The sequence below is a fragment of the Paenochrobactrum sp. BZR 201-1 genome (assembly GCF_044987585.2).
Lineage (GTDB): Bacteria > Pseudomonadota > Alphaproteobacteria > Rhizobiales > Rhizobiaceae > Paenochrobactrum > Paenochrobactrum pullorum.
In genome coordinates this window covers 1-26,424 of the sequence record NZ_JBJDRZ020000012.1, presented here as the reverse complement: position 1 = coordinate 26,424, position 26,424 = coordinate 1, and the positions used below count along the sequence as shown (strand labels likewise).

The window sequence follows — 26,424 nt, the reverse complement described above, 5'->3', positions numbered from 1 at the left end:
TCAATTTCTGATTTCAGCATATAAAAAAACCGCCGGAGCAATCCGGCGGTTTTTTTAATTCCAACACAATGAATATTACGCAGAAGCAGCCAAAGCGCGGGCTCTGGCGCGAGCAGCCACACGCGCTTTGATAGTTTCCACATCCGCACGCGGCGTCGCGGAAAACAGCTTCTTGGTGTAGTCATGCTGCGGATTGTTGAACACGTCGTCACGTGAGCCATATTCAACTACTTCACCGAAATACATCACCATCACATCATCAGCGATATAGCGCACCACTGAAAGATCATGACTGATGAAAACATAAGTCAGATTGAACTCTTCCTGCAAATCAGAAAGCAGGTTGAGAACCTGCGCCTGCACGGAAAGATCAAGTGCTGATACCGGCTCATCCAGCACAAGCAAGCTTGGGCTCAGCATCAAAGCACGGGCAATCGCGATACGCTGGCGCTGACCACCTGAAAACATATGCGGATAGCGGTTGAAGTGCTCACGCCCCAAACCGACTTTCAGCAACATTTCCATCGCTTTTTCACGACGTTCGGCTGCGCTCATTTTAGTATTGAGCAGCAGAGGCTCAGCCAATACATCACCGATTTTCTGGCGCGGATTGAGCGATCCATATGGATTTTGAAACACGATCTGCACCTTCTGGCGCATTTCGGCAGTGAGGCCATCGCGTGCAATATTCACATCCTTGCCGTCAATCAGCAATGTGCCGGAGGTTTGCGGATCAATAAGGGTCAGGATACGGGCAAGCGTTGATTTCCCGCAACCACTCTCACCAACGATTGCAAGGGTTTTACCCTTTTCTACGGTGAAATTGACCTCCTTGACCGCATGAACGGTTTTAGCCTTGCCGAACATGCCGCCCGACACATGATAGTCACGCACAATGTCGCGTGCTTCTAAAACAACTTCACTCATGCCGCACCTCCTGCGCGCGGTGCATCAAAAACGAAATCCGAAACAGTCGGCAAACGGTCGCCTGTTGCGTTTTCCGGCAATGCAGAAAGAAGTGCGCGGGTATAGGCACTCTTTGGCGCTGTAAACAGCGAGAGCACATCCGCATCTTCCATCTTGTGCCCTTTATATTGAACGATCACACGATCAGCAGTTTCCGCCACGACACCCATATCATGGGTGATCATAATCAGCCCCATGCCGTGCTCGGTCTGCAACCGCATCAGCAGGTCAAGGATCTGCTTCTGAATGGTCACATCCAGCGCGGTGGTTGGTTCATCGGCAATCAGCAGTTTCGGGTTGCAAGCAATCGCAATCGCAATCATCACACGCTGGCATTGTCCGCCTGACATCTGGTGCGGATAGCTGCCAAGACGATCCCCCGCATCACGAATACCAACGAGTTCCAGCAGTTCAATCGAACGTGCACGGGCAGCGGCTTTATTCATGCCCATATGCTGACGCAACACTTCCTGCAACTGGAAACCTACGGTGAAGCAAGGGTTAAGACTTGCAATCGGCTCTTGAAAGATCATCGAAATTTCACGACCGATAATGGCACGGCGCTCGCTGTCGCTCAGCTTCAAAAGATTGCGGCCTTCAAACTCCATTTTATCGGCGGTTACTGTGGCAGTTTTTGGCAACAAGCCCATCACCGCCAGCATACCAACCGATTTACCGGAGCCGGATTCACCGACAATCGCCAGCACTTCACCTTTATCAACCGTAATATCGATACCATCAACAGCACGAAACGGGCCGGAAGATGTTTCAAATGAAACGGTTAAGTTTTTAATATCTAACAGAGCCATCATCAGCTCCTTTTCAGCTTCGGATCAAGCGCATCACGCAAGCCGTCACCGATCAGATTGATTGCCAGCACCGTAATCAGGATTGCCAGACCCGGGAAGGTAACCACCCACCAAGCGCGCAAAATAAATTCACGGGCTTCAGCCAACATAGTACCCCATTCCGGCGTAGGCGGCTGTGCGCCCATGCCTAAAAAGCCCAGTGCTGCCACGTCCAAAATCGCGTTGGAAAAGGACAAAGTTGCCTGCACCACCAATGGTGCCAAGCAGTTTGGCAAAATCGTTTTGAACATCAGCCGCAGTTTTTTTGCACCTGCCAGCTTGGCAGCAATGACATATTCACGCTCTTTTTCGGCCATCACAGCCGCACGCGTCAAACGCGAAAAGTGCGGCAACAACACAAGCGTAATCGCGATTACCGCATTGATGAGGCCAGGGCCTAAAATGGCAACCATCACCAGCGCCAGCAGCAAAGACGGGAATGCAAGCATCACGTCCATAATACGCATGAATGTATTATCGACAACACCACCAAAAAAGCCGGAGAGAAGGCCGATGGTAATCCCCACACACATGGCGATAATCACAATGACAAAGCCGACAAGCAGTGAATATTGTGCACCATAAATCAAACGCGAAAGAATATCGCGACCAACCGCATCCGTGCCGAGCGGAAAGCTCCATAAGCCACCGTCCTGCCAGAATGGCGGGCGCAGCATGAATTCGCGATATTGTTCGGTCGGATTATGCGGCGCGACCAATGGCGCGAAAATCGCTACCAAAATGATTGCCGTAAAAACAAATAGACCGATCACCGCACCGCGGTTCACACTAAAATAAAACCAGAAATCCTTCAAACCGCGCATAGTTGATGGCGCATCTGAGGTTTCCGTCTGAACAGTTACTTCACTCATAACAGCCTCACTTATGCCGGATACGCGGATTGATCAGACCATAGAGAAGGTCAACGATCAAGTTTACAGCCATCACCATCATCGCAATCAGCAGCAAGCCACCCTGCACGACAGGATAGTCACGGCGTGAAATGGAATCGAGCATCCATTTACCGATACCAGGCCATGAGAAAATCGTTTCGGTCAAAATTGCACCGGCCATCAACACACCAACCTGCAAACCAATGGTGGTGATCACTGGTATCAGCGCATTGCGCAAAGCATGAAGACCGATAACACGACGCAGCGGCAAACCTTTGGCACGGGCTGTGCGGACATAATCCTCGCCCAACACTTCCAGCATGGCTGATCGAGTTTGACGGGCAATCACCGCTAACGGGATGGTCGCCAATACAATGGTTGGCAAAACAAGATGAGAAGCAGCAGAAGCAAAAGCGCCCTTTTGACCCGACAATAGACTATCAATCAGCATGAAGCCGGTGACCGACGGGAAATAATACATCAGCGAAATACGACCCGAAACCGGCGTCCATTGCAAAATCCCTGAAAACAGGATGATCAACAACAAGCCCCACCAGAAAATCGGCATGGAATAACCAACGAGAGCCGCGCCCATGGATGTTTGGTCAAACCATGATCCGCGTTTGACTGCGGCCAAAACACCTGCCGGAACACCAATCAACACAGCCAGGAGAATGGCGCAGGTGCTGAGCTCCAATGTTGCAGGAAAAAGTGTGAAAAACTCTTTCAGCACTGGCACTTTCGTCACGATTGACGCGCCGAAATCACCATGCAGAAGCTTCCATACATAATCTAAATATTGTTCCCATAAGGGACGATGAAAGCCGAACTGCTCCAACAGCTGCGCATGTCGCTCAGGCGAAAGTCCGCGCTCGCCTGCCATCAGCAATACCGGATCACCAGGCAAAACACGAACAAAGCCAAATGCGACAATCGTGATGCCGATGAAAGTTGGGATAAGATATAAAATCTTGCCAAGAATAAAACGTATCATTGTCCAATTGAAAACCGGGCGCTGAACTATTTGAAAAGTTCAACGCCCGGTATTTCCCCTTTACGGATTACTCGGAAAGATCAACACCGTCAAATCGGTGCGCACCCAGCGGGCTCATCTTATAACCAACAACCTTCTTGGACATTGGCATATAAACTGTGGAGTGAGCGAGTGTGTTCCACGGAGCCTGCTCTTTGAACAGCACCTGTGCCTGTTCGTAAAGCTTGGTACGCTCTTCCTGATCAGCCGTTATTTTAGCTTTGTTGATAATTGCGTCAAACTCTTCGTTACACCACTGTGCACGGTTATTGCCACCAACACCAGCGCATGAAAGCAACGCACCGAGGAAGTTGTCCGGATCACCATTATCACCTGTCCAGCCAAGCATCACAGCACCATCGCGGTCCTTTTCAGCAGCCTTCTTGAGGTATTCACCCCATTCCATCGAGACGATTTCTGCCTTAACGCCTGCTTTCGCCAAATCAGCCTGAATAAGTTCAGCTGCACGTCGCGCATTAGGCATATATGGACGGCTGACAGGCATTGCCCAAAGCTTCATTTCTGTCAGACCAGCATCTGACAATACTTTTTTAGCAGCTTCCGGATCGTATTTGTCGTCTTCAATGGTGTCGTTATAGCTCCACATTGTCGGTGGGATCGGGTTTTTGGCAACCTGACCGGTGCCCTGGAACACAGCTTCAATAATCGCGTCTTTATTGACAGCCTGATTGAGTGCACGACGTACTTCCGGTTTATCGAAAGGCGCTACCATGGTGTTGTAAGCCAGATAAGCAACGTTCAAGCCGGCCTGTTCGTCAACCACCAAATTACTGTCGGCTTTCAGGCCATCAATATCAGCTGGTGCCGGATACGGGGCAATGTGGCACTCACCTGCCTTGAGCTTCTGCATGCGTACACCCGGATCGATGGTGATGGCGAAAACCAAATCATCGATCTTTTCTTTGCCTTTCCAGAAATCAGGATTCGCTTTATAGCGAATGACCGCATCTTTCTGGTAAGCTACGAAGGTGTAAGGGCCGGTACCGACAGGGAACTGGTTGAGATTTTCTTTTTTGCCTTCAGCTTCAAGCTTGTCTGCATATTCTTTAGAGACAATAGAGGCAAAGTCCATGCCGAGGTTTGCGATAAAAGGCGCTTCCGGACGTGTCAGCACAAATTTGACAGTGTGATCATCAACCTTCTCAATCTTATCGATCAAGGTGGTCATTTCCATACTGTCGAAGTACTGATAAGAAATGCCAGCAGTATATTCATACCAAGGACTGTTTTTGTCGCGCTGACGTTCAAAAGAGAAAATCACATCATCAGCAGTAAATTCACGGCTTGGTGTGAAGAAATCAGTGGTCTGATACTTTACGCCTTTACGCAAATGGAAAGTATATTCCTTGCCGTCTTCGCTTACATCCCAGCTTTCAGCCAATGCCGGTACAACTTTGGTGCCACCCGGCTCAAATTCTACCAGACGATTGTAAATCGGATGCGAAGAAGCATCGAAGGTATTACCTGTAGTATAAGGCGCAGGATCAAATCCCTCTGGTGACGCTTCCGAGCAATAAACCAATGTTTTTGCGGAAGCTGCACCGGTCATCCCGATGACACCTGCAATAGTTGCAAGTGCTGACGCTGCTAACAATTTTTTGTAAATTTTCATATGTAAATCCGCCTCCACGGAAATGTCGGTTTGCAGAGCCCCCATTGCGCTGCAATCAAACCCTATCGAAACCTTTGCTACTAAACTTTGCAAGCTCCGTCTGTAGAACTAAATTACAATATCAACCATTTTTCAGTCGATTTAGTAGATTTTTCTTCTAATTTTTATGAGTATGAAAGAAAATTGCGTTCAAGGCATTTTATTATCGCTAAAATATCATCAAAAAACCATCTCCATCAGAGCCGCAAAAAATCTTTTCTAAATCAAAATGATGGGCCGCCAACAAAAAGTGCTAACTTAAAATATGATTTTAAATATCCACTTTTATAACAAAATGTGTAAGCTGCAAAAATCTCAATCACAAAGCAGTGGAAACAATGCAGAATAATCCTGAACAAAATAAAGATGTCATTCGCCCAACCACACCGCAAGCCATCCAAATCGCCAAAACCTTGATCCGCACTGCCCGTTTTGCAGCGCTGGCCTGCATCTCGGCCAGCACGCAACGCCCCAATGCCAGCCGGGTCGCACTTGCCACAGACAATGACGGCACGCCGCTCATATTGGTTTCAGCGCTCGCGCCGCACACAGCCAGCCTTATCGCCAATCCGTATTGTTCATTACTGGTCGGCGAACCGGGTAAAGGCGACGCAATGGCGCATGCCCGCATGACCCTGCATTGTACTGCCGTGCAAATCACCAGAGCACATGAAACTTACCAGCACTTGCGCATCCGCTATCTCAATCATAACCCGAAGGGCGCGCTATATGTTGATTTAGGTGATTTCAGTTTCTTTCGGTTGCAAGTGGACGGCGCCAGTCTCAATGGTGGTTTTGGTAAAGCTTTTAATTTGACCGCAACCGACTTGATATGTGATGCGGATACCAGTGCTGCTATCGCAGTAGATGAAGCTGAAAATCTGGAAAATCTTAACAGTAATTACAAAGATAATATTCGCGCTTTTGCCAATAAATACATCAAAAACAATACATCCTCCACTACATGGGCGATCAGCGCTATTGATTCCGATGGTTTCAATTTGCGCGCTCAAGACAGCATTGAAAGAGTATGGTTTGAAAAGAATGCGCTGGATGGTTCATCAGCAAAAACTCAAATAATCTCACTATTACATGCTTGATAATGATGGATAATTTCAAGAAAACCCCATCATGTTTTTGTTTAATTTCAAGAAAGGCTTGCCAACTGAACTTTTCCTCGCTACTTATTTTGAGATAAAAATAGTTATTAATCATGTTGTCTTACGGGGGTGGAGCGCGGCATGAAGCATCAAATTAACTTTAATAATCTCGAACAACACGTAGACTATGCTGCTGATTTTTTAACAGCATTGGCCAATAATAAACGTCTTCTTATTCTCAATAAGCTTTTGCACAATGAGATGTCGGTGGGCGTTTTGGCGAAAGAAGTCAACTTAAGTCAGTCGGCGCTGTCGCAGCATCTGGCTAAATTGCGTGCAATGAACCTTGTTTCAACGCGCCGTGATGCGCAAACCATCTATTATATGGTTTCATCACCACATATTGAAACTATGCTTTCAACACTTGCCGGAATCCATCAGGCACCAGAACATCAGCGTGTAGCAGCATTTGCCTGAAGCTGGTGTCGGTTTCATCTGCGAAAGACAGATATTGGAACTGTTAATATCCCCGCCATTTCCAAATGGCGGGGTTTTCAGTTTGAACTATATTGTTCAATTACCGGCCAGCAGCTGCTAAAGCATGTCTCCCAAAAGTGGGCACCGGTTTTGGGATAAAGACATGCGTAAAAACAAGTTGTTAGAGTAAGCGCAGTGGATAAGATAAAATGCGACACGCTCTAGAAGGAAATAAATTTATCTCTCAGCTGACATGTTGCTCAATGACTACTTCTTTACCTGACCATAATATTATTTATATCGACAACGCCGATGATGAGCGGCTGCTTGCTTATCATGCGATCAAGGAAAAAGATCTCGTCGGCAGAGACGGACTTTTCATCGCTGAAGGCAAATCGGTACTCAATGTTGCCTTGCGCTCAGAACGATTTGAAATCCTCTCGCTGCTGATATTAGAAAATCGTCTTTCGGGGATGGTGCAACAAATGGCGCTTTGCCCCACCGAACTGCCCATCTATGTCGTCTCTTCCGAAATCATGGACAAAATCGCCGGTTTTCATGTTCACCGCGGCATTCTGGCTGTTGGCAAGCAAAAACAGCCAAGCTATCATAGTCAATTAATTGCACAATTACCGCCGGAAGCCTTGGTGGTGGTCATGTGCGGTTTAAGCAATCACGACAATGTCGGTTCAATTTTTCGCAATGCAGCCGCTTTTGCTGCCGACGGAATTTTGATGGATCAAACCAGCTGCGATCCGCTTTACCGCAAAGCCATTCGTGTATCAGTCGGGGCGGCGTTGAAAACGCCCTATGCACGGGGCGGTACTATTGATGAAATCATCGAAGCACTGATTGCCGCCGATTTTGAGATTTTAGCTTTAAGCCCATCCGGAGCCATAAACATGCATCAAGTACCGCGCGTCAAACGTCGGGCACTTCTGCTTGGCACTGAAGGTGACGGCTTGCCACCTTATATTTTGCAAAAGCTACAAACTGCGCGCATTCCGATGGCAGAAGATTTCGACAGCCTGAATGTGGCGACCGCATCCGGCATTGCGCTCAGCCAATGCAGCCGTTTTTCACAATCATAAAACAATGTATTGACGAAAAACGACCAAACAAAAAAGCCGCCATGATCGCAATGACGGCTTTTTTTTGATTAATCACGTCAGCTGTTAAGCAGCAGTTACAACCGTTTCACCACTGACCAGACGGCGTAACATTGCTTCTGCTTCCGGTTCACGTTCCGATCGCTCGATAAAACCGCCGCCAAAGACGCGCGCAGTGTTGCTGTCATCAGAATAAAGCACGCAAGCCTGTCCCGGTGCAATGCCGCTTTCACCATCAATCAGCTCAACCCACACTTCACCGTCCTTGCTGTACAAGACAGCCGGACGCGGCGCACGGGTGGAGCGCACTTTGGCAAATACCGATACGCCCTCTTCCGGCAGTGCATCAATTGCCTGATCGCCGAGCCAATTCACATCGCGCAAGAAAACTTTATGGGTTTCCAGTGCTTCACGTGGGCCTACAATCACGCGCGAGCGTGCCGCATCCAGATGCACCACATATAATGGATCACCCGTTGCAACACCGATACCGCGGCGCTGACCAACCGTATAATGTACAATGCCTTCATGCTGGCCGATAATACGGCCATCAATATGGACGATTGCGCCCGGGCTTGCAGCAGCCGGATTCAGGCGCGAAACAATATCGGAATATTTACCCTGCGGCACAAAACAAATATCCTGACTGTCCTGTTTTTGCGCAACGGTCAGCTCCAGCTCTTCGGCAATCTTACGCACCTCAGATTTAGGCATACCACCTAAAGGAAAACGTAAATAATCAAGCTGTTCCTGGGTCGTTGCAAACAGGAAATAGCTCTGGTCACGATCCGTATCGACCGGACGGAAAAGTGAGCGGTGCTCACCATTGGTACGGCTGCGGATATAATGGCCGGTTGCTAAAGCTGCCGCCCCCAAATCACGCGCTGTCTGCAACAGATCGGCAAATTTTACGGTTTGGTTACACGTAACACATGGAATAGGCGTTTCACCCGCGATATAAGAATCCGCAAATGGATTGATAACCGCGTCGCGAAAACGTTTTTCATAATCAAGAACATAATGCGGAATGCCAAGAGTTTCGCAAACCCGGCGCGCATCTTCAATATCCTGACCGGCACAGCAAGAGCCGGCACGGTGCACAGCTGCTCCATGATCATAGAGCTGCAATGTCACACCAATAACATCATAATTCTCTCGTTTAAGAATGCCGGCCACTACAGACGAATCAACACCGCCAGACATGGCAACGACTATTCGTGTATCTTCCGGTCTTCCCGGCAGGTCCAAGCTATTCAACATCATTTTGGAATCCAGTCCTAGAGCGCACTGCCCTCGTTTCCAGCAATTTCGATTAATTAATGCCTATATAGGTCATAGTGCGGCATTTTGCCAAGCCCTACTCTCTCTTTGCACCAGAAAACTCGCAGATAACAATCAACTTTATATGAGAATCTGTTCGCCAGTTGTGACGCTCATAACATCGCTTCACCATGGGCAATGATTAACATTCAGGGTGTTTATATTAACACTTCCCCCGCATCCAGTGCCAAAACGCGAATTGTGGCGAAAAATAAAATTAAAAAACACCTGCTAAAAGCCCTGAATTCCGGCCTTTTCACATCAATTTTTCAATTCGTTACCAAGGCGTTACCAGGTGCTTAGCTCTTTTTTAAAGCTGTGTGTCTAAAGTGAGTCTTGATTAGGTCCTTGAGTGAATTGTGTAGAGAGTACAATGACCGATCTGGTAAGACCACGAATTAAATATGTGATCGGCCCTGATGGCAGCCCGCTGACCATTGCCGATCTCCCGCCCGCCAACACGCGGCGTTGGGTTATACGTCGTAAGGCAGAGGTTGTCGCCGCAGTGCGCGGTGGTCTCCTTTCCCTTGACGAGGCATGCCAACGCTACACTTTGACGGTCGAGGAGTTTCTGTCCTGGCAGTCTTCAATCGACGAGCATGGTCTCGCCGGTTTGCGGACAACCCGAATTCAGCAATACCGCCACTAGGCTGTAGCATGATTTCGGGCAGTTATTTTAACTGGCCCTCTGGTCACGTGGCGGTTGAAAAACTGCGCCTGAACAGCTCAACACCTATAAAGCCGGCTTCGTGCCGGCTTTATCTTTTTTTAAAACTTAATTCTCAGATTATAAATATAAATAATGCCACCGAATATGCTGGCAGATAATTTTCAATCCTGACGGGTTGGCATAAACAAAACGTCACGTCGGTGATCCGTTTAGCAAGCCACACGTCAATCCACGCCTGCACTCAAGTTGCAATGCTAGATAAATTCAGTTTATCAGAAAATATATCAAGCGAATCATTTTAACCGCAGCGCATTATCTGCCTCCGGCTCGTTTAGAATTGATTTTTAAAAAAACATGGCGCGTGCAAAGAATTAACAGGCGTCAAACAAGCACCAAAACAGCTAAGACCAGAGACAGCCACAAGTTGCAAATTTTGGGTTCCAGAATTTAAATGCCGGAAAAAGATCCGGCATTTTCCATTGATTCGTTTTAGAGCAAATTACGGTCTAAACTTCCCACCCCTGAATTTTTAAACCGTCATTCGATCAAATCAGCCAATCATCGCACGCCGGTCAAATGCAGGGCGTTCATCCATATCACGCAAGACTTTACCGTCACGCTCTTCCAGAGCTTCTGCCTTGGCAAGGTCAGCTTCCGCAACAACCAAATCGGCTTCAGCGGCTTCTTTTTGCACATGCAGATCGCGGATCGACACCATCAGATTATCACGGCGCTGGCGGGCAGCTTTGGCAAATGTCGGATAGGCAAAATGTGTTAAATCCGTAATGCCGGCTTTTTTCTCTTCCGAGATGATTTGCGCTTCCAGCTCACTGGCCATGCGTTCAAACTCACCCATCATGAGATCAAGCTGTCCGAGCTGACGACGCTTTTCCTTAACTTGAAAAAGCTTCAGCCTAACCAGACTTTCACGTGGTTTCATACGCAATACTCCTTGAAAACCAGCCCTGCAAAAACCTTCATCAGGGTGACCCCACACAACACACTTAAACACTTGAACTCTGTAAACAGTCCCAATTACAAAAAATAAGTTAAGATTTTTTACTTTTGGTAACCATTCCTTTACGAGCTTCCTTAATCATAAGCGTTAGGAATTAAGGCTCGGTAAATATGATGTGATTTTTTGGCAACGGTCAAAAAGATAGAGTCCAATGAGTCACTTAGCATAATTTCTTAAAGTGATTTGCGAACAATCACTGAAGGATAGTTATGCTTTGGATTCAATCGGATACGATATTTCTTTCAATGACAAATAAATATGCTTGCCAAAGGGAAACATATTTTGTTAACCATTTGCTGGCACCTTCACAATAAGGCAACGACAGTTCCGTGTGCTGCTTTGAAGGACAAAACTGGTCAGCTGCGGAAAGGGGATTTTGAAATGCGCGTCCTATTGATTGAAGACGACAGTGCAATTGCACAGAGCATTGAATTGATGCTTAAATCAGAGAGTTTTAATGTCTATACCACCGATTTGGGTGAAGAAGGCATCGATCTGGGTAAGCTTTACGATTACGATATTATTCTGCTTGATTTGAATTTGCCGGATATGTCCGGTTATGAAGTATTGCGTACATTACGTCTGTCCAAAGTTAAAACACCTATCCTGATCCTGTCAGGTATGGCTGGTATTGAAGACAAGGTTCGTGGCCTTGGCTTCGGCGCAGACGATTACATGACCAAGCCTTTTCATAAAGATGAGCTGATTGCACGTATTCATGCAATCGTTCGTCGCTCGAAAGGTCACGCCCAATCTGTCATCACCACCGGTGAACTTGTGGTTAACCTGGATGCTAAAACTGTTGAAGTTGCAGGCCAGCGCGTCCACCTGACCGGTAAAGAATATCAGATGCTGGAGCTTCTTTCTCTGCGTAAGGGCACAACCTTGACCAAAGAAATGTTCCTCAACCATCTTTATGGCGGTATGGATGAGCCGGAATTGAAGATTATCGACGTCTTCATCTGCAAATTGCGCAAAAAACTGGATGCTGTTTCCGGCAATCAGAGCTTTATCGAAACCGTTTGGGGTCGTGGCTATGTATTACGTGAACCGGATGAAGAAATGCGTGAAAGCGCTTAAGTTTCAAAGCTCCGAACTTGATAAAAACCCGCTTTTAGCGGGTTTTTTCTTGCGATGAATCCAAATAAAAAGAATGTGTTTCAAGGTCAAACATAAAAACGCGACCTCAATCTAATAATCGAAGTCGCGTTTTGAAATACGATCAAGCGTTTAAAAGTCGTGCAAAACTATGCGCAATCAAGCGGATTTTTCAGCTGCCAAGAAGACAATTTCTTCTTCGCGGACGTCAACAGAGATTTCCATATTGGTTTCTTGTGCCAAAAGCAGAGTATAATACGGCTGAACCGCATGCGCATCAATTGGGTCTTCCGGAACAATGCCTGAATAAAGTTCCTGAAATTTAGGCGCGACACGCAGCATACGGCCTTTGACCGTAATTTTAAAAGCCGGATTAACATCACCATTTTCCAGCACGACATCAAGGTTACCACCGCGCGGGATGGCGGAATTGGCCACCAAAATAAGGTTGAGCAGCAGCTTCACCTTATTTTTAGGCAATAAAACACGGGCACCTTCCCATGAAAGTTCCGCTTTTTCATTTTTAAAATATTCACGCGTTACGCTATGAGCGTCACCAGTGTCGATCTGAACACTTGCTGATCCGGCTGCACCAAAAGCAATACGTGCAAATTGCAATCTGGCAGACGCATTGCGAGCACTGGCCTTGATCAGTTCCATTGCATCTTCGTCAGCGCCGCCCTCTTCAAGCAATTCCAGACCATTATTAATCGCGCCAACGGGTGAAATAATGTCATGGCAGATGCGGCTGCATAATAATGCACCAAGATCGAGAGCTGAAATAACGACGGGCAGTGACATAATTGATCTCCGGAATCTAATTTTTCAGCAGCATAAGTGAAATGCTGACCAAGCGGATGCGATGAAACGAATCACCTGTTGAAACTATCGATACAGTTCTGCATTGTAAGCGACAATAGAGCCGCTGAACCAACACGGTTTGTAGCTATTCTTACAAACAAGAAGTTTGCATATCTTTACGAAAACCGGTTTCTGCCATTTTTTTCAGCTACTTTGGCAACAATTTTATTTTGTAACCATTTAGCAAATGATTCGCTTTTATCATGGCGATGATTCTGCTCGCAGCCAAAGAGCCGCGTCGCTTATAAAATTAACAGGGTCGTATGTCAGACAGAGATGCGAGTAGCCAGAAGGAACCCAATATGGCCAACTTTCCCCTGTCGGGGCGCCTCGCGCGCTTCAAGACAATCACTTTCATGCTGCTGGCATTGATTTTTGCCTCAGCCCAAAACGCATATGCGAACAACACTTATACTGCCGCAGAAATCGTTGATTCAGGCCATCGTTTCTTCGGCTCCACCAGCGGCGGTATTGCATCGGCAATTGAAAAAATCTTCCAAAGCTATGGCCTTCCCAACGGCTATATTCTGGGTGAGGAAGGTTCCGGCGCATTTATCGGCGGCCTGACCTATGGTGAGGGTACTTTATTCACCAAAAATGCAGGTGATCACAAAACCTTCTGGCAAGGACCATCGCTCGGGTGGGACTTTGGCGGTCAGGGATCACGCGTCATGATGCTGGTTTATAATCTGGATGACATTCAGAGCCTTTACGGACGCTACGCCGGTGTTTCAGGCTCTGCCTATGTCATTGCCGGCGTCGGCTTCAATGTCGTCAAGCGCGGCAATATTCTGCTGGTGCCGGTACGTACAGGCGTTGGTGCCCGTCTTGGTGTCAATATCGGTTATCTGAAATTGACAAATTCACCAACATGGAACCCGTTCTAAAAACACTTTGAAAATAATGTGGGGCTGAAATCCCTTTTCAGCCCCAATATAAATCAACTAGCCCTCTTATAAGGCTTCCATTAAGATTATGGCGATGGCTTTAAGCAATATGCAAGCGCCATTGGTTTTGCCAATTGGAAAGTTAAGCTGTGATTGAAACTGCGCTTTTCTTCATTCTTGGTTTTTTATGCGCGGTATTTATCGGCATATTCATTGCACCTGCCCTTTTCAAACGCGCATATAAACGCGCCCGCAAAGATGTTGAAACCTCGCTCCCGCTGACACTGGAAGAGATAAATGCCCGAACCGATGGCCTGCGCGCCCGTTATGCAGCCGAAATTGCCGGACTTGAAATGCGTATCAAACGTTCAGAGGCCACACGGGCCGAGCTAAATATTACCATCGGTAAAAATCACCAAGAACTCAAACAAATACCTGAGTTGGAAAACACCATTGCATCGTTGACCGAGAATAAAGCCCATCTTGAAGGCGAGCTCGAAAATCTTGGCATAGCCATGCAAGAACAGCAGCGTGAATTAGCTGAACTCAAGCAAAATTATGCAGAGCTGCATCAGCTTCATGCCGAATTAAAAGAACTTGGCAATGTTACCAGACTGGAGCTGGCGGCTAAAGAAACAAATAATGATAATCTGCATAGTCAAATCGCAGAGCTCAGACGGTCACACAAGGATTTTGATATGCGCGAGAACAAACTCAAGGCTGAAATCACAGCCACCCAGACAGCGCTGAACAATGAAAAACAAAAAAATGTCCAATTGGAGCAACGCCTTGCCCGTCTCATCACGCTTTTGTCCGATGCTGAAGAAAAACTAAGCCGGAATTCTAAAGAACCAAGCGTTGAAGAAGAAAAAATCCGTGAAGAAATTCAGGAGATCGCTGCGGAAATGGTGCTTTCATCGGTAGAACAAGAAGGCGAACAGTCACCCATCCCTGCTATTTTAGCCAAAGAAGCAGCCGTCTCTGCTCTTGCCAATGCCAATGCTGGCCGCAAGTCAAAATCACGTAAAAAAAGCAGCCTTGCCAAGCGCATTGACTCGCTTTCCGGCAGTCGATAATGCTAATTGAGTGGTCATCACGCTGATTGGCCACCAATAATCAAATGCATTTTATGCCATGCTGCTTGAGTCAGCAGTCGGAGCAAGCAATGCCTCTCTTATCTTTGAGTGGAAAACCAATCATCATGCAGTGGGCGCTGATGATCGGCTTGTCTGTGCTTATCATCACTGTTTTGGAATATTTCAATCTGCCGGCGGGATTTCTGCTTGGCTCAATGATTGCGGCAATCATCATCGCCACTCATGAAGGCACAGTAAAGGTTCCGCAAACACCGTTTTACTGGGCGCAAGGTCTGATTGGTTGTTTGATTGCGCTTAGCATCAATGAAGCTTTCTTTCGCTCGATGGTGCTCAATCTGCCGCTCTTCATCTTTTCGGTATTGTTTGTTCTTGTTGCCAGCACCTGCCTTGGCTATCTGCTCGGCAAGTTAGACATTCTCAATCCCACAACCGCGATTTGGGGCTCATCGCCCGGAGCCGCTTCTGCACTCATTTTACTTTCTGCCGATTATGGTGCTGATCCGCGCATTGTCGCATTGATGCAATATTTGCGCGTCGCCCTTGTCGCTGGTGCAGCATCCCTTGTAACCCATAGTTTCATGGATCTTTCTGCTGAAGCTGCGGTAAGCGTTGACTGGTTTCCACCAATTGACTGGCACAATTTGGGCGCAACGCTGCTTTTTGTTTTTATCTCAGTCACCATCGGTAAATTTATCAGAGCGCCCTCTGCTCCCCTGATGCTGCCGCTGTTTGGCGGCATTGCCCTGCAAGAAATCGGTTGGCTCACCATTGTGCTGCCGCCTTGGTTGTTGGTCATCGCCTATCTACTGGTAGGCTGGCGTATTGGTTTAAGCTTTACCCGCGCCATTCTCGTCTATGCTTTGAAGGTATTCCCCTCAATCTTGCTGGCCATTATGTCACTGATTGTCATATGCGGTCTCTATGGCGCATTTTTAAGTTATATGACCGGCATTGACCTGCTCACAGCCTATCTTGCGACCAGCCCCGGCGGGGCCGATACAATCGCCATTATCGCGGCATCCAGCAATGTAGATATTGCCTTCATCATGGCGATGCAGACATCACGGTTTTTTGTCGTGCTGCTGATCGGGCCTTGGCTGGCCAAAATCATCTCCCAGCTCATCAATAAACGCTCAGAAAAAACCACATAAAAAAACCGGGCTTAAAGCCCGGTTTTTCATTCACAACAGAAAATCTTAACGGCCGTAGAAACCACGGATCGTCTGAATAATCTTGTCCTGATCTTCTTCAGACAGATAAGCATGCATTGGCAAGCTCAAAATACGTGAAGGAAGCTCTTCAGAAACCTTCAAACCTGCTGGCGCAACAGGATTATGCTTGTAAGCATCCTGCAAATGCAAAGGTTTGACGTAATAAATAACGGAAGGGATACCCTCTTCGCCAAGCTTTGCGCGCAGATCATCACGCTTTTCAGCTTCGATCGAATATTGTGCCCATGCAGAGCGGAAACCATTCGGCGTGACCGGAACCTTCACCACATCCTTCAAGCCTTCATTGTAACGCTTGGCAACGATTTGGCGTTTTTCCATTTCGTCTTCGAGGATGGCCAGTTTTTCAATCAAAATTGCCGCCTGAATCGTATCCAGACGTGAATTCAGACCGACACGGACATTGTCATACTGGGTCTCGCCTTTGCCATGAAACAAGACTGAACGAAGCGTTTCAGCCAGTTCAGCGTCATTGGTGAACATTGCACCACCGTCACCGTAGCAGCCCAAAGGCTTGGCCGGATAGAAGCTGGTTGCGCCCACATGGCCAAATGCACCACACATGACATTGTTGGCTTTACCGCCGATGGACTGTGCCGCATCTTCAATGATGAACAGTTCCTCACGCTCGGCAATCGTCATCAATCGTGAATAATCAGCTGGCAGGCCGAAGAGATCGACCGGAATAACAGCCTTTGGCTGCAAACGGCCTTCCTGGCGGATCATCGCAATTGCATCTTCCAGATGATCGAGATTGATATTGTATGAATCCGGATCAACATCAATGAAAACCGGCGTCGCACCAACCAGTGCTACAACTTCAGCAGTGGCCGCAAAAGTAAAGGCCGGACAAAATACAGCGTCGCCCGGGCCGATACCACGTGCCATCAAAGGCATCTGCAGTGCATCTGTACCGTTGGCGCAGGCAATCACATGTTCAACGCCTAAATATTCACCAAGCTGCTTTTCAAATTCAGCAACTTCAGGGCCCAAAATATAGCGGCCTTCCGTGATCACCTTGGCAACAGCACTGTTTATCCGGTCTTCGATACGCGCGCGTTGCGCAGCAAGATCAATGAATTGCATAATGGCTCCATAAAGACCGTGTTTTCAAATATCCGCAGTACTTAACTGCGAATCATATTCCATATGTAAGAGGTCGGTAGCTCTGCTACCATGCCTTACCTGTTCAAACTTTCGTGCTTTTATGAAACAGACTTTAAACTTTGTTAAAGGCTGCAACATTTTGGCACAGCACCGCCAGTTGGGAGGACTGACGGTGCCTAATTTTTAATTCGTTCTGTTGATTAACTGCTGTGCTTAACAGTGCCAGCAGTTAAAATACGCAGAACGCTGATGGCTTCTTCGCCGTCAGTGCGCGGGTTTTCCCGTGTTTCAATACAATGAATAAAATGCTCCAGCTCGCGCGTCAGAGGCATTCCTTCTTTGTATTTTACATAGTCAGGTTCGGCCATCGAAAATTCCCACGCATTATTATTGCGCCAGACCTTATGATTATAAAGGGCCAGTTTGCGCTCAAATGGCTCCATATCATCAAAGACGGCCATAGCTTTGCTGCCAACCACCGACAAACGACGCTCGCGATATGGGGTCAAACGCGAGGCAAACAAATGTCCGCGAATGCCATTCGGGAATTTAAAGTGCAGATGGGCAAAATCGCTCAAATGATCCAGTGTTGCGGTGCCTTCACCATGCACTTCGCTCGGCTCACAACCGGTGAGCGCCAAAATCATGGAAAGGTCATGCGGTGCGAGATCCCACAAAGCATCATTTTCATTGTGGAATTTTCCAAGACCGACGCGGTGCGAGTGAATATAGCGCAACTCGCCCAATTCACCGGACTTTACCAGTTCCATCAGTTTTTCAAACGCCGGATGGAAACGCAACACATGCCCGACCATAAAGATACGGCCATTGTCTTTAGCAAGCTTCACTTCTGCTTCAGCATCTTCCACCGTCAAAGCGATCGGCTTTTCAACCAGCACATCTTTGCCATTTTCAATAGCGCGCATAGCCATTTGTGCATGCAACTGCGCCGGAAGCGCCATCACGATGCCGTCAATGTCGGTGCGGGTGAATAAATCATCCACAGCCACGGCCTCTACGCCATGCTCGTGCGCGATTCGCTCTGCCCGTGCATGATCGGCATCAGCAACGGCCTGAAGCGCGCCCAAGCCCTTAAGTGTACGAATATGGTTGCTGCCCCAATAGCCACAACCCAAAACTGCGATACGCGGTGCCATATTTTGCTGCCTTTAATCTGAATAATTACCGTGTATCGGTGCAAATTATGGAAAACAAGCCTTTGATGCAATAAGAGTGCTTGACAGAGCGTCATTCCCCACTTATTACCCCGCATATTCCTTGCAAGAACAACATCTTGGTAGGTACTTCACCCAAAGGTGACCACTTGAAAGTTCTTGAACAAGGCATGGCGGAGTAGCTCAGTAGGTTAGAGCAGAGGAATCATAATCCTTGTGTCGGCGGTTCGAATCCGTCCTCCGCTACCACTATATTTCACATGAAAAATCAATCAGTTACAGAGCCTCAGAGGTTCAGAAGACTGTGATACATCTCACGCAAATGTACGCGGAGATAACATGGCACGCCCCTCATATTTGACAAGACGTGATGGACGCTATTCGATTCAATTGAGATTGCCCAAACTACTTGCTTCCCTTACTGGTACATGCCTTTATAGAAAATCCTTACAAACCAGTGACTATAAAATTGCTCGGTTGCGACTCAGTGAATCGATGCTGTGGATTTTACGTATGACCGACGCTCTGGATTACCCCTCTTTATTTTCTAAAAACATAATAGAGCTACGTAACTACCTGAAGGACCAACCTCCTCTTTCAGATGAAAGGCTTTTCGCCCGTAAAAATTATGAAGAGCTCTTGAAGAATATGATGCGCCGTGCGCAAGCGAAAGAATTAGGGTTCATTGAACACCAAACTGAATTACGCCAGCTGTTCAATATTTTTGTGCAACAGAATGTTGAAGCCGAAACGAAAAAACATAACTATGAAAAAATGATCAGCTACGAGCGTGGTCGCTCTGATATGCAAAATGCTATCTCAGCAGGCATTATTCAGCCATTGACCCCGCCCACACTCGTAACTGCACCAAGTTCATTACCTACCATTGAAATTAGTTTTGAGCAGGCACTAGACCAGTATCTGAAGGACAAAAAGCAAGCAGGTGCCAATGCAGATGGGCTTCGTAATGATGAGCTCATCATTAGATTTCTAATTGACCACTTCGGTGATATGCCAGTGAATGGTTTTGATAAGGATAAAATAAAGACTCTTGATGAGATGATGCCGAACATTCCTGACAGGCTCAAAATTCCAAGAGAACACTGCACCTCACTTTATACCAGATACTTATATGCTCAAACTAATGGCTGGGATGCCTTAAAACGGCTTACAGAAGCCCGTATCCGTAATGGATACCATAATTCATTATCTAAGTTTTTTGGTTGGCTCATTCAGTCTGGATACTACACCCACACGAAGCCCGTCTTTAGAACAATTAGCCGTAAAAATCTTGTTTCACTACCACGAGACTCATTCGAATTTGATGAGATCGTTAAAATATTTTCGCAGCCACTATTCAATGGATGTGAAACCCCTAAAAGAATCTGGAAACCAGGCTCATACTTTATTCAATCCCACATCTACTGGGGTTACATTCTTTTACTTCTTCACGGATTGCGCATCGGAGAAATCGGACAAATCCATAATGATGACATCAAGGAGCGCAATGGGGTTTATTACATTGATTTACGTGCGTTCGACCCAAGCAAAGGGCGGGTTGCGATAGATGAGCTTCGTAAATTCAAAACTGTTAGTGCTGAACGAGCTATCCCGCTGCATCCCCTAGTTATTGAACTAGGTCTACTCGAGCGCAGAGATGAATTGAAAAGTATTGAATGCGACGCACTTTTCCCTGAATGGGAACCATACCCAAAGCCGAATGGTGAGCTACGATGGGGACAGCCGATTACTAAAAGCTGGCAATATCTAAAAGGTAAGATAGGTATCGAGCGTGCAGACGTCACCGCCTATTCCTCGCGTCATTGGTTTGCTGACTTGCTGGACACGACCAGTATCAGCCACAAAGGACGTATGATGGTGATGGGACACTCAACTAAGAAGGATATCCCCGCTGGTTATGGCTCCAAGCATCGCCTTACAACACGGGATCTGGCTGAAATAACTCAAGCTGCCTCCCCTGAAGTCGATTTTATGACCACTAAATTACTTGCAGCAAAAAACATCAAGAATGCATGGAGTACATATTATTTCTATACAAAAAAACTTATATTTCAAAACACTTAAACTCCAGGTTCCCCAGCCAATTTTTCAAGCCAAATCAGTAACTTATTGATTTTAATTGGGAAATTTTCGGCTGAGAATCCCTTTTCCAAATGGCCAACGCAAATGTGCACGAAACTGTGACACAGAGCTATGACACATTCAGATGATTCTTCTGCTGTGTTTTGCTCCAATTGGCGAGTTGGTTCATGGCAATTAGACATGAAGTGCAAAATCTTCAAAGACGCGGGAATATATTCTATTGGCGGGCGCGAATCCCCGTGCGAATGCGGTCATCAATTGATGTTCAGCATCTTGCTTTCAGCTTAAAACAATCTGATCATCATCGGGCTGGCTATATGGTTCGTAAATTGAATCTGTTGCTACATGAAATCAGCCTAAAACCTGAAAGCACTATGATTAATAAAGAAGTGCTAGAAAAACTCTTTCAATCCGAAATTATACGGATGAATGAGCATATGGAAAATTTACAATTTGCTGGGCAGCGTACTGCTAGCGGCTTTCAGAACCTAGATAATATGACAGCTGACATGGAGGTGGGCTGGGCTTATCGTCTACTGGAGAAATTTGGCACGCGTCAGACACTATTTCAGCACCCTAAGTGCATAGGGCGTAGTTACCTCAAGCAATCTGCAGTTCCGCAAGAGTTACATACCAACATTATCACAACATATCACGGCGAAAAGCACGCTGCGGAAACGCCAGCATTCAAAGCTGAAATCGAAACTCTTATGCAAGAGCACGGTATCACTGCTGGTATTCTCAACGCAGAGAAAGCCAAGGCTGAATATTTCCGTGCCCGTGCTGATGTCTTACTGAATACCGAAGGTCGATACGTATTTGATTACCCCGCATCGGCTCAGCAGGTTGCGCCTCCCGCGGTTGCGCCGCAACCTATAGAAGAGCCCATTGAGGTAGCGCTAGACACACCAATTGAAATCCCAGAACCAACGGTACCTACGGCCCCGTTACCAGCACCATCTGTCACAAAAGTTAAAGCAGTTCCTCTCAAAAATTTTATGAAGGAGTGCGAGCTACTCATTGAGAACAATAAATCAACTTGGCAAGCTGATACGGCAGAAGACGTACGCGTTATTATCCGTATCTTCACTGGCATCCTGGCCGAGCATGGGATTAAGAGCAGCTCAGAAATAGAACAAGTACATCTTGCAGCACTAAGGCAGCACTTTAATCAGATCCTGCCGGGTTATGGCCGCAGCAGACGTTTGAGCGCTATGACAACCGCACGGTTACGTGAAGAAACGGCGAGTGTTCGCGAACGCGCCATTCAGCTGAAACAAGAACCACCTAAAATTGGCCTGGCTGTCCCCACCATTCGCCGCCACCTTGGTAATCTCAAACATTTCTTGGGCCACCTGAGCGCTTCAGGCTATACAATGCAGCCCTTAAACCTTGATGGGCTAATGCCTAAAAAGATAAGTGCATCCAAAGCTCGTGGATTAACCCAAAAGCCTGATCCTGAGCGGATCAGACCAATTTTTAAAATACCACTCTTTACAGGATGCTCCGGTCCACTACCCAAACAATGGCGGGTGACTGGCGATCAAGTATTTCACTCATCCCTATTTTATGTACCGATGTTTTTGACTTACCTCGGCGCACGCCGCGCTGAGATCACAGGTCTTTCTGTCGATGATGTACTGAATATCGATGGCGTGTGGGCGATACACATACGTGAAAATCAGTTTCGTTCTATTAAAAATGAGCAGTCGGATCGTGTGCTGCCAATACCAATAGAAATCCTGAGGCTTGGTTTTGTCGATTATGTTCATCGCATCAAGGAGCTTGGATATGTTGAATTGTTCCCCGAGTTACATGTGCTAGGAAAACTAACCGATACTGGTGACCGCTTTTATAAAAGCTTCATGCCGCTGCTTGATACTAAAAACGGTTTCAAAGGCGAGTTATGGGATCGTACCATACATGCTTTGCGGCACGGTTTTACGGATACTCTCAAGCAGAATGGCGTTCAGCTCTCAACGATTGAGGACATAACCGGGCACCTTGGTGGAACCGAGGGGCAAATGCGTTATTCAAATGCAGCCAATCTTAAGTTAATGCAGGAAGCACTGGCGGTCTATCCGGTCATTACTGACCATCTTCAGTACCAAAAACTAAACCTGCTGCCATCAATTGAGAAGAAAGAGCCCTAAAAACCTGTAACGTATTTATACGTTACACGTGAAGAGCCGCTTGATGAGACAATTGGCCATGGGAATCTAATTTAATAATGAAAGATTAGTAAGCCCCCCCCTTTTAGTGTCGCATCTCAGGCAGCTACATTCGCTGATGGTCGGGCTTTTGATGTGATTAAGGCATCCATGATACCAATGCTCTACTAAGGGCTTCAGCCTCTGGCAGCCCCCCAGTAAGGTTCATGATACCAATCGACAAGACCCTCCATCAATAAAAATGGCAAGATGCCTCAAAGCATCTTGCCACTATCATGGTGAAGTATTTCAAACAGTCAGCCTAAGTTAAATCACGCGTTGCTCCGCTGCCTTGGCTGACATCATAAAAGCATTATCCAGTGCAGCACCTAAATCATCAATTTCACTGCGACGCGGTGAAGTGTGCTTTACTAACGGTTTTACAGTTGCGACACTTGGCTTTGTTGGTGCCTGCATCGGTTCTAGGGATGCAGGTATAGTTTTGGAAATCGACCATTGTAAAGTGGGTAGTATTTCTTGCGTAAACCAGTCCGGCAATGCGGTCGCTGCAGGCCAATGTTCTTTTATGCTGAGTTTCTCGAGCATAATGCGAACCTTTTCCCAATCCGAATATCGAGGGAACGAAGTGGCTTGTTCGATCCGAACCAGAACTGCAGGATTAGGTGCGACTGGCAGCGCAAGATTGCAAAGTTCGGCGCATGCAAAACGAGCAAGCATTTTGATTTCATCAAAAACCTGTTCTTTTAAAATACGCTTGCCTTGCGCTTTCTGTTGTAACTCCGCTTCAATGATTCGAATAATATCAGCCACATGTTTTTCGAAAGATTTAAGCCCATCGCGAATTTTGATAGCCATCAGCTGGCTCAGTCCTTCAATACCACCTATTTTAAAGGGATCAGTAATCGTTTTGACTGGCTCGTTTTTTCCGACCTGCGTTATCTTCCTGATATCTTTAACCTGAAGCCTCCCAGTTTCCTAAGCATGCAATAAAATCTCAGTAACTTGGCTGTCATCCGCTTTGGTAAGTTCGAATAGAGCTGTCGAAGCTGCGCCAAGTTCGACGAGTTTATCTCGGTGACTACCAAGCTTCCTATGAACAGCAACATAGTTACGCGCAGTACGATCCGTGAAGCCGCAGCAGGCCTTAACCCATTTACCAAATGTCCGATCCGGAATGAGTTCATGTGCTTTTGCGAGATGCGCGCCTAAATCAAAAGCTTGCTCAGTAGAGCGTCGGCCAAGCCCGACAATATGTTCATGGCACTTTTTTAAGCTTTCGATTTGCTCTTTATCCAGTCCAGAAGCTTCATATTCAAACCCACGATCTTGAGTTTTTGATTTTGTATTTCTTGTCTTCATAATTACCATTTTAAAATCCTAAATTAAAATCTTACAAAATATCGGGCGAACCTCGCCCAATCTCATTATATCATATTTATCAATGAATTCATATAGTTATTATTTTCATGACTTTTGAAATCCAAAAATTTCGCTCAAAAACGAGCGGTTTTGTGCTGCCATTGCCGCTAGAATGGCAGACATCCAACCTTATCAGTAACGATTGCCAAAATGACTTAATCCAGCCCACGACTTCAGTGAAGTCGTGACTTCCAACACCCGTACACTGCATTGTTTTATAACCTTCGATCAAACGCCGTTTGTCGAAGCCAATAGGAACACCTGAAGGAAAGAGGATTTCTTTATTTTTGCATTCTTTCAGGTTGCCGGGACAGCAAGTTGCCTTGCCCGCAATCCGATGTGAGTTAGCCTCATAGCACTTCAAATTTCCTGCAATGCATTTCAATTCAGAAAAATTTGCAATAATTCGATTCAAATTTCTGGATTACCGTTTCTGAATTCTAGAATTCTGATTCAAAAACAAACGGCGTTTGCGAAAGAGAAATAATGATTGCGCCGACAGTTTTTTGAGCTCACGCTATTGATATAAATCCGTGAGACTTAAATTATGACAATCAGAAAGCAAGAGGCGGAGCGCTTACGCAAACAACGTGAACGTCAGCAAAGGGTGCGTGAGCGCCATAAACGAGACCGAAAACCATCGCGGGATGATATTGCCCGCGTCTTGCTGCATATGTTCATCATGAGATCTTATAAGACCAATCAAATGCACTTGCTCGAGGGCTATTGCGATATGATCGTTCGCAGACTGAAATCTCAGGGTTTTGATAAAGCTGCGAGTTATGCTGTTTTAGATGCCCTCATTGAAAAATACACGAAATCAGATTGGCAGTTTTTTAGAAAGCTTCATTTGAAGGAAGACGATACCCCAATCAAGTGAGTTTGCCTTCGTTACGATATCTATGAATAAATTGAGGGGTTCCCTCTGATAATGATGGCAGCCATTCTTAAGTGCTTTGGCAAACATCGTTTGTGCTCAATTTTGTCTTCCCCCCGTTACTCCATAGCACGGCGTTTGCGGATGAATCGCAATTCTAGAGTTTTAGAGAAGTGATTTCTGAAAACGCTGGCGGCAGATTTTTTCTATTTTTATCTGTAGGCTAAGACGAAAAACGCTGTTTAATGTCGCTTAATTTTATGGATGCCGAGCTTCAAAAATCCTGCTGCCAAAAACTATTTTCAAATGTGCCCACAGGTATTTCATATGAGGGCCTTCCCGGGTTTCGCCGGTCCTGTCATAGTTTATGCATGTTCAATCACAGAACATAAAAACGGCTCCGCTAGGTGCGCCAACACCATAACGGAGCCTGACCTGAAACCTTCGCATAAAAGGAATACGGGCTATGGCCAACTATAACGATACCTATTTTAGAATGGAAGCTCCTGTGATCTGCTCAGCAGTTTTTACAGGACTGAAACGGAAATAATTTCCGCTCCAAATGCGTTCGTGACGTCATAAACCGAACGAACTCCCTCATGTAAATTATAAAACTGGCAGTCGCTTCCGGTGTTTGCAGACATCATCGGCTGACGCTGCTCGTCATTCAACAACCGCTCAAGTAGCCGCCGCTACAAAAGAGCTTGCAATCTGGTGTGCACTTGCTGCCGGAACAGGAGAACCTATGTTATATCAAGCCCCAATCGGCGATATCACCTTTTACACCACACCACTGCCAAGACGGTATTGGTCACGTGGCGTATTTATCACTACACGATATTCAAATTTATACGTTGCTATACAAACCGCCAGCAACCCTGCCCAAGCCAGAGCTGTTGCCAGACAAACTTTGTTAGAGCTGACACCGCTATATGAAGGGGTAAGCATTATTGCTTTTCTTGAAAAAGCACTTTCGTACGGGGGCTGTGCGCATTGCCGAGATCGTGTGGGCGATCGGGTCGCGCTCATGATATTTCCGTCGAACCGCGTGCGGGTTCTGGTCTCGACGCAGCCTGTAGATTTCAGGAAAGGGCATGATGGCCTGACTGCAATTGTGTCATCAGTGCTGCGCAAGGATCCGTTTACGGGCACAGTCTTTGTCTTTCGCTCGCGTCGGGCGGACAGATTGAAGCTTTTATATTGGGACGGTACTGGTCTGGTGATGGCTTACAAGCGGTTAGAGGCTACAACCTTTATCTGGCCTGCCATCAAGAACGGGGTAATAGCGTTGAAC

The 26,424-nt window shown here is 46.6% G+C and carries 25 protein-coding genes and 1 tRNA gene; 13 read left to right on the top strand and 13 right to left on the bottom strand.

What is annotated here, in order from left to right:
* Positions 1 to 75: 75 nt before the first annotated feature.
* The 5 genes from ACI0FR_RS09105 to ACI0FR_RS09085 form a co-directional block, all read right to left on the bottom strand.
* The gene (locus ACI0FR_RS09105) at positions 76 to 927 is read right to left on the bottom strand and encodes a dipeptide ABC transporter ATP-binding protein (protein WP_374831690.1); all 852 of its coding nucleotides are present in this window, start codon (positions 925 to 927) and stop codon (positions 76 to 78) included.
* Complete coding sequence (locus tag ACI0FR_RS09100; protein WP_404906071.1) at positions 924 to 1,775, bottom strand: ABC transporter ATP-binding protein; 852 nt, start codon at positions 1,773 to 1,775, stop codon at positions 924 to 926. The genes ACI0FR_RS09105 and ACI0FR_RS09100 overlap by 4 nt, the downstream gene beginning before the upstream one ends.
* Positions 1,776 to 1,777: 2 nt before the next feature.
* Positions 1,778 to 2,686: an ABC transporter permease subunit gene (locus ACI0FR_RS09095; protein WP_374831686.1), complete on the bottom strand. Its 909-nt coding sequence runs from the start codon at positions 2,684 to 2,686 to the stop codon at positions 1,778 to 1,780.
* A 7-nt stretch (positions 2,687 to 2,693) separates the two neighbouring features.
* Positions 2,694 to 3,701, bottom strand: a complete 1,008-nt coding sequence (locus tag ACI0FR_RS09090) for an ABC transporter permease subunit (RefSeq protein ID WP_374831684.1) — start codon at positions 3,699 to 3,701, stop codon at positions 2,694 to 2,696.
* A 67-nt stretch (positions 3,702 to 3,768) separates the two neighbouring features.
* Positions 3,769 to 5,373 (bottom strand): ABC transporter substrate-binding protein, encoded by a 1,605-nt coding sequence (locus tag ACI0FR_RS09085; protein ID WP_404906072.1) that lies wholly within the window; start codon positions 5,371 to 5,373, stop codon positions 3,769 to 3,771.
* A gap of 377 nt (positions 5,374 to 5,750) precedes the next feature.
* Here ACI0FR_RS09085 and ACI0FR_RS09080 point away from each other — a divergent pair, with 377 nt between their 5' ends.
* The 3 genes from ACI0FR_RS09080 to ACI0FR_RS09070 all read left to right on the top strand — a co-directional run bounded on the left by ACI0FR_RS09080 (position 5,751) and on the right by ACI0FR_RS09070 (position 8,080).
* Positions 5,751 to 6,512, top strand: a complete 762-nt coding sequence (locus ACI0FR_RS09080) for a HugZ family pyridoxamine 5'-phosphate oxidase (protein ID WP_404906073.1) — start codon at positions 5,751 to 5,753, stop codon at positions 6,510 to 6,512.
* A gap of 141 nt (positions 6,513 to 6,653) precedes the next feature.
* On the top strand, positions 6,654 to 6,989 hold the full coding sequence (locus tag ACI0FR_RS09075; protein ID WP_343803798.1) for an ArsR/SmtB family transcription factor: 336 nt from the start codon (positions 6,654 to 6,656) through the stop codon (positions 6,987 to 6,989).
* A 263-nt stretch (positions 6,990 to 7,252) separates the two neighbouring features.
* Positions 7,253 to 8,080, top strand: coding sequence for a TrmH family RNA methyltransferase (locus ACI0FR_RS09070; protein WP_404906074.1), 828 nt, complete (start codon positions 7,253 to 7,255; stop codon positions 8,078 to 8,080).
* A gap of 84 nt (positions 8,081 to 8,164) precedes the next feature.
* On the opposite strand, the gene mnmA is transcribed toward ACI0FR_RS09070, so the two are convergent.
* A complete protein-coding gene (gene mnmA / locus ACI0FR_RS09065) occupies positions 8,165 to 9,361 on the bottom strand; it encodes a tRNA 2-thiouridine(34) synthase MnmA (protein ID WP_374831676.1) in 1,197 nt (398 codons plus the stop codon).
* A 430-nt stretch (positions 9,362 to 9,791) separates the two neighbouring features.
* On the opposite strand from mnmA, the gene sciP reads away from it, so the two are divergent.
* On the top strand, positions 9,792 to 10,067 hold the full coding sequence (gene sciP / locus ACI0FR_RS09060; RefSeq protein ID WP_184219152.1) for a CtrA inhibitor SciP: 276 nt from the start codon (positions 9,792 to 9,794) through the stop codon (positions 10,065 to 10,067).
* 571 nt (positions 10,068 to 10,638) lie between these two features.
* Here sciP and ACI0FR_RS09055 read toward each other — a convergent pair.
* A complete protein-coding gene (locus ACI0FR_RS09055; RefSeq protein WP_374831674.1) occupies positions 10,639 to 11,028 on the bottom strand; it encodes a flagellar export protein FliJ in 390 nt (129 codons plus the stop codon).
* Positions 11,029 to 11,487: 459 nt separating this feature from the next.
* Between ACI0FR_RS09055 and ctrA the strand changes: the two genes are divergently transcribed.
* Complete coding sequence (gene ctrA / locus ACI0FR_RS09050) at positions 11,488 to 12,186, top strand: response regulator transcription factor CtrA (protein ID WP_374831672.1); 699 nt, start codon at positions 11,488 to 11,490, stop codon at positions 12,184 to 12,186.
* Between the two features lie 177 nt (positions 12,187 to 12,363).
* Here the strand turns inward: ctrA and chpT are convergent, their stop codons facing one another.
* Positions 12,364 to 13,005 (bottom strand): histidine phosphotransferase ChpT, encoded by a 642-nt coding sequence (chpT, locus tag ACI0FR_RS09045; RefSeq protein ID WP_404906075.1) that lies wholly within the window; start codon positions 13,003 to 13,005, stop codon positions 12,364 to 12,366.
* Between the two features lie 416 nt (positions 13,006 to 13,421).
* Here chpT and ACI0FR_RS09040 point away from each other — a divergent pair, with 416 nt between their 5' ends.
* The 3 genes from ACI0FR_RS09040 (at position 13,422) to ACI0FR_RS09030 (ending at position 16,200) form a co-directional block, all read left to right on the top strand.
* Positions 13,422 to 13,952, top strand: a complete 531-nt coding sequence (locus ACI0FR_RS09040; RefSeq protein WP_374831857.1) for a DUF1134 domain-containing protein — start codon at positions 13,422 to 13,424, stop codon at positions 13,950 to 13,952.
* A 149-nt stretch (positions 13,953 to 14,101) separates the two neighbouring features.
* Positions 14,102 to 15,028, top strand: a complete 927-nt coding sequence (locus tag ACI0FR_RS09035) for a coiled-coil domain-containing protein (protein WP_374831668.1) — start codon at positions 14,102 to 14,104, stop codon at positions 15,026 to 15,028.
* 89 nt (positions 15,029 to 15,117) lie between these two features.
* Positions 15,118 to 16,200 (top strand): AbrB family transcriptional regulator, encoded by a 1,083-nt coding sequence (locus ACI0FR_RS09030; protein WP_404906076.1) that lies wholly within the window; start codon positions 15,118 to 15,120, stop codon positions 16,198 to 16,200.
* A 45-nt stretch (positions 16,201 to 16,245) separates the two neighbouring features.
* On the opposite strand, the gene ACI0FR_RS09025 is transcribed toward ACI0FR_RS09030, so the two are convergent.
* Together ACI0FR_RS09025 and ACI0FR_RS09020 are read right to left on the bottom strand one after the other, a co-directional pair.
* Positions 16,246 to 17,364: a DegT/DnrJ/EryC1/StrS family aminotransferase gene (locus ACI0FR_RS09025; RefSeq protein WP_374831664.1), complete on the bottom strand. Its 1,119-nt coding sequence runs from the start codon at positions 17,362 to 17,364 to the stop codon at positions 16,246 to 16,248.
* A 221-nt stretch (positions 17,365 to 17,585) separates the two neighbouring features.
* Complete coding sequence (locus ACI0FR_RS09020; RefSeq protein ID WP_374831662.1) at positions 17,586 to 18,542, bottom strand: Gfo/Idh/MocA family protein; 957 nt, start codon at positions 18,540 to 18,542, stop codon at positions 17,586 to 17,588.
* 190 nt (positions 18,543 to 18,732) lie between these two features.
* On the opposite strand from ACI0FR_RS09020, the gene ACI0FR_RS09015 reads away from it, so the two are divergent.
* From ACI0FR_RS09015 to ACI0FR_RS09005, 3 genes are all read left to right on the top strand, one after another.
* Positions 18,733 to 18,809 (top strand) — tRNA-Met (locus tag ACI0FR_RS09015).
* Between the two features lie 90 nt (positions 18,810 to 18,899).
* Positions 18,900 to 20,645, top strand: coding sequence for a DUF6538 domain-containing protein (locus ACI0FR_RS09010; protein ID WP_404906077.1), 1,746 nt, complete (start codon positions 18,900 to 18,902; stop codon positions 20,643 to 20,645).
* 185 nt (positions 20,646 to 20,830) lie between these two features.
* On the top strand, positions 20,831 to 22,816 hold the full coding sequence (locus ACI0FR_RS09005) for a hypothetical protein (RefSeq protein ID WP_404906078.1): 1,986 nt from the start codon (positions 20,831 to 20,833) through the stop codon (positions 22,814 to 22,816).
* A 324-nt stretch (positions 22,817 to 23,140) separates the two neighbouring features.
* Here ACI0FR_RS09005 and ACI0FR_RS09000 read toward each other — a convergent pair whose 3' ends face one another.
* The 3 genes from ACI0FR_RS09000 to ACI0FR_RS08990 all read right to left on the bottom strand — a co-directional run bounded on the left by ACI0FR_RS09000 (position 23,141) and on the right by ACI0FR_RS08990 (position 24,668).
* On the bottom strand, positions 23,141 to 23,689 hold the full coding sequence (locus ACI0FR_RS09000; protein WP_404906079.1) for a hypothetical protein: 549 nt from the start codon (positions 23,687 to 23,689) through the stop codon (positions 23,141 to 23,143).
* Positions 23,690 to 23,809: 120 nt separating this feature from the next.
* Complete coding sequence (locus tag ACI0FR_RS08995) at positions 23,810 to 24,202, bottom strand: hypothetical protein (RefSeq protein ID WP_404906080.1); 393 nt, start codon at positions 24,200 to 24,202, stop codon at positions 23,810 to 23,812.
* A 79-nt stretch (positions 24,203 to 24,281) separates the two neighbouring features.
* Positions 24,282 to 24,668, bottom strand: a complete 387-nt coding sequence (locus tag ACI0FR_RS08990; protein WP_404906081.1) for a hypothetical protein — start codon at positions 24,666 to 24,668, stop codon at positions 24,282 to 24,284.
* Positions 24,669 to 24,800: 132 nt separating this feature from the next.
* On the opposite strand from ACI0FR_RS08990, the gene ACI0FR_RS08985 reads away from it, so the two are divergent.
* Together ACI0FR_RS08985 and tnpB are read left to right on the top strand one after the other, a co-directional pair.
* Positions 24,801 to 25,133: a hypothetical protein gene (locus ACI0FR_RS08985; protein ID WP_404906082.1), complete on the top strand. Its 333-nt coding sequence runs from the start codon at positions 24,801 to 24,803 to the stop codon at positions 25,131 to 25,133.
* 742 nt (positions 25,134 to 25,875) lie between these two features.
* The coding region (tnpB, locus tag ACI0FR_RS08980) for an IS66 family insertion sequence element accessory protein TnpB (protein ID WP_461667939.1) at positions 25,876 to 26,424 on the top strand (549 nt) is incomplete at its 3' end.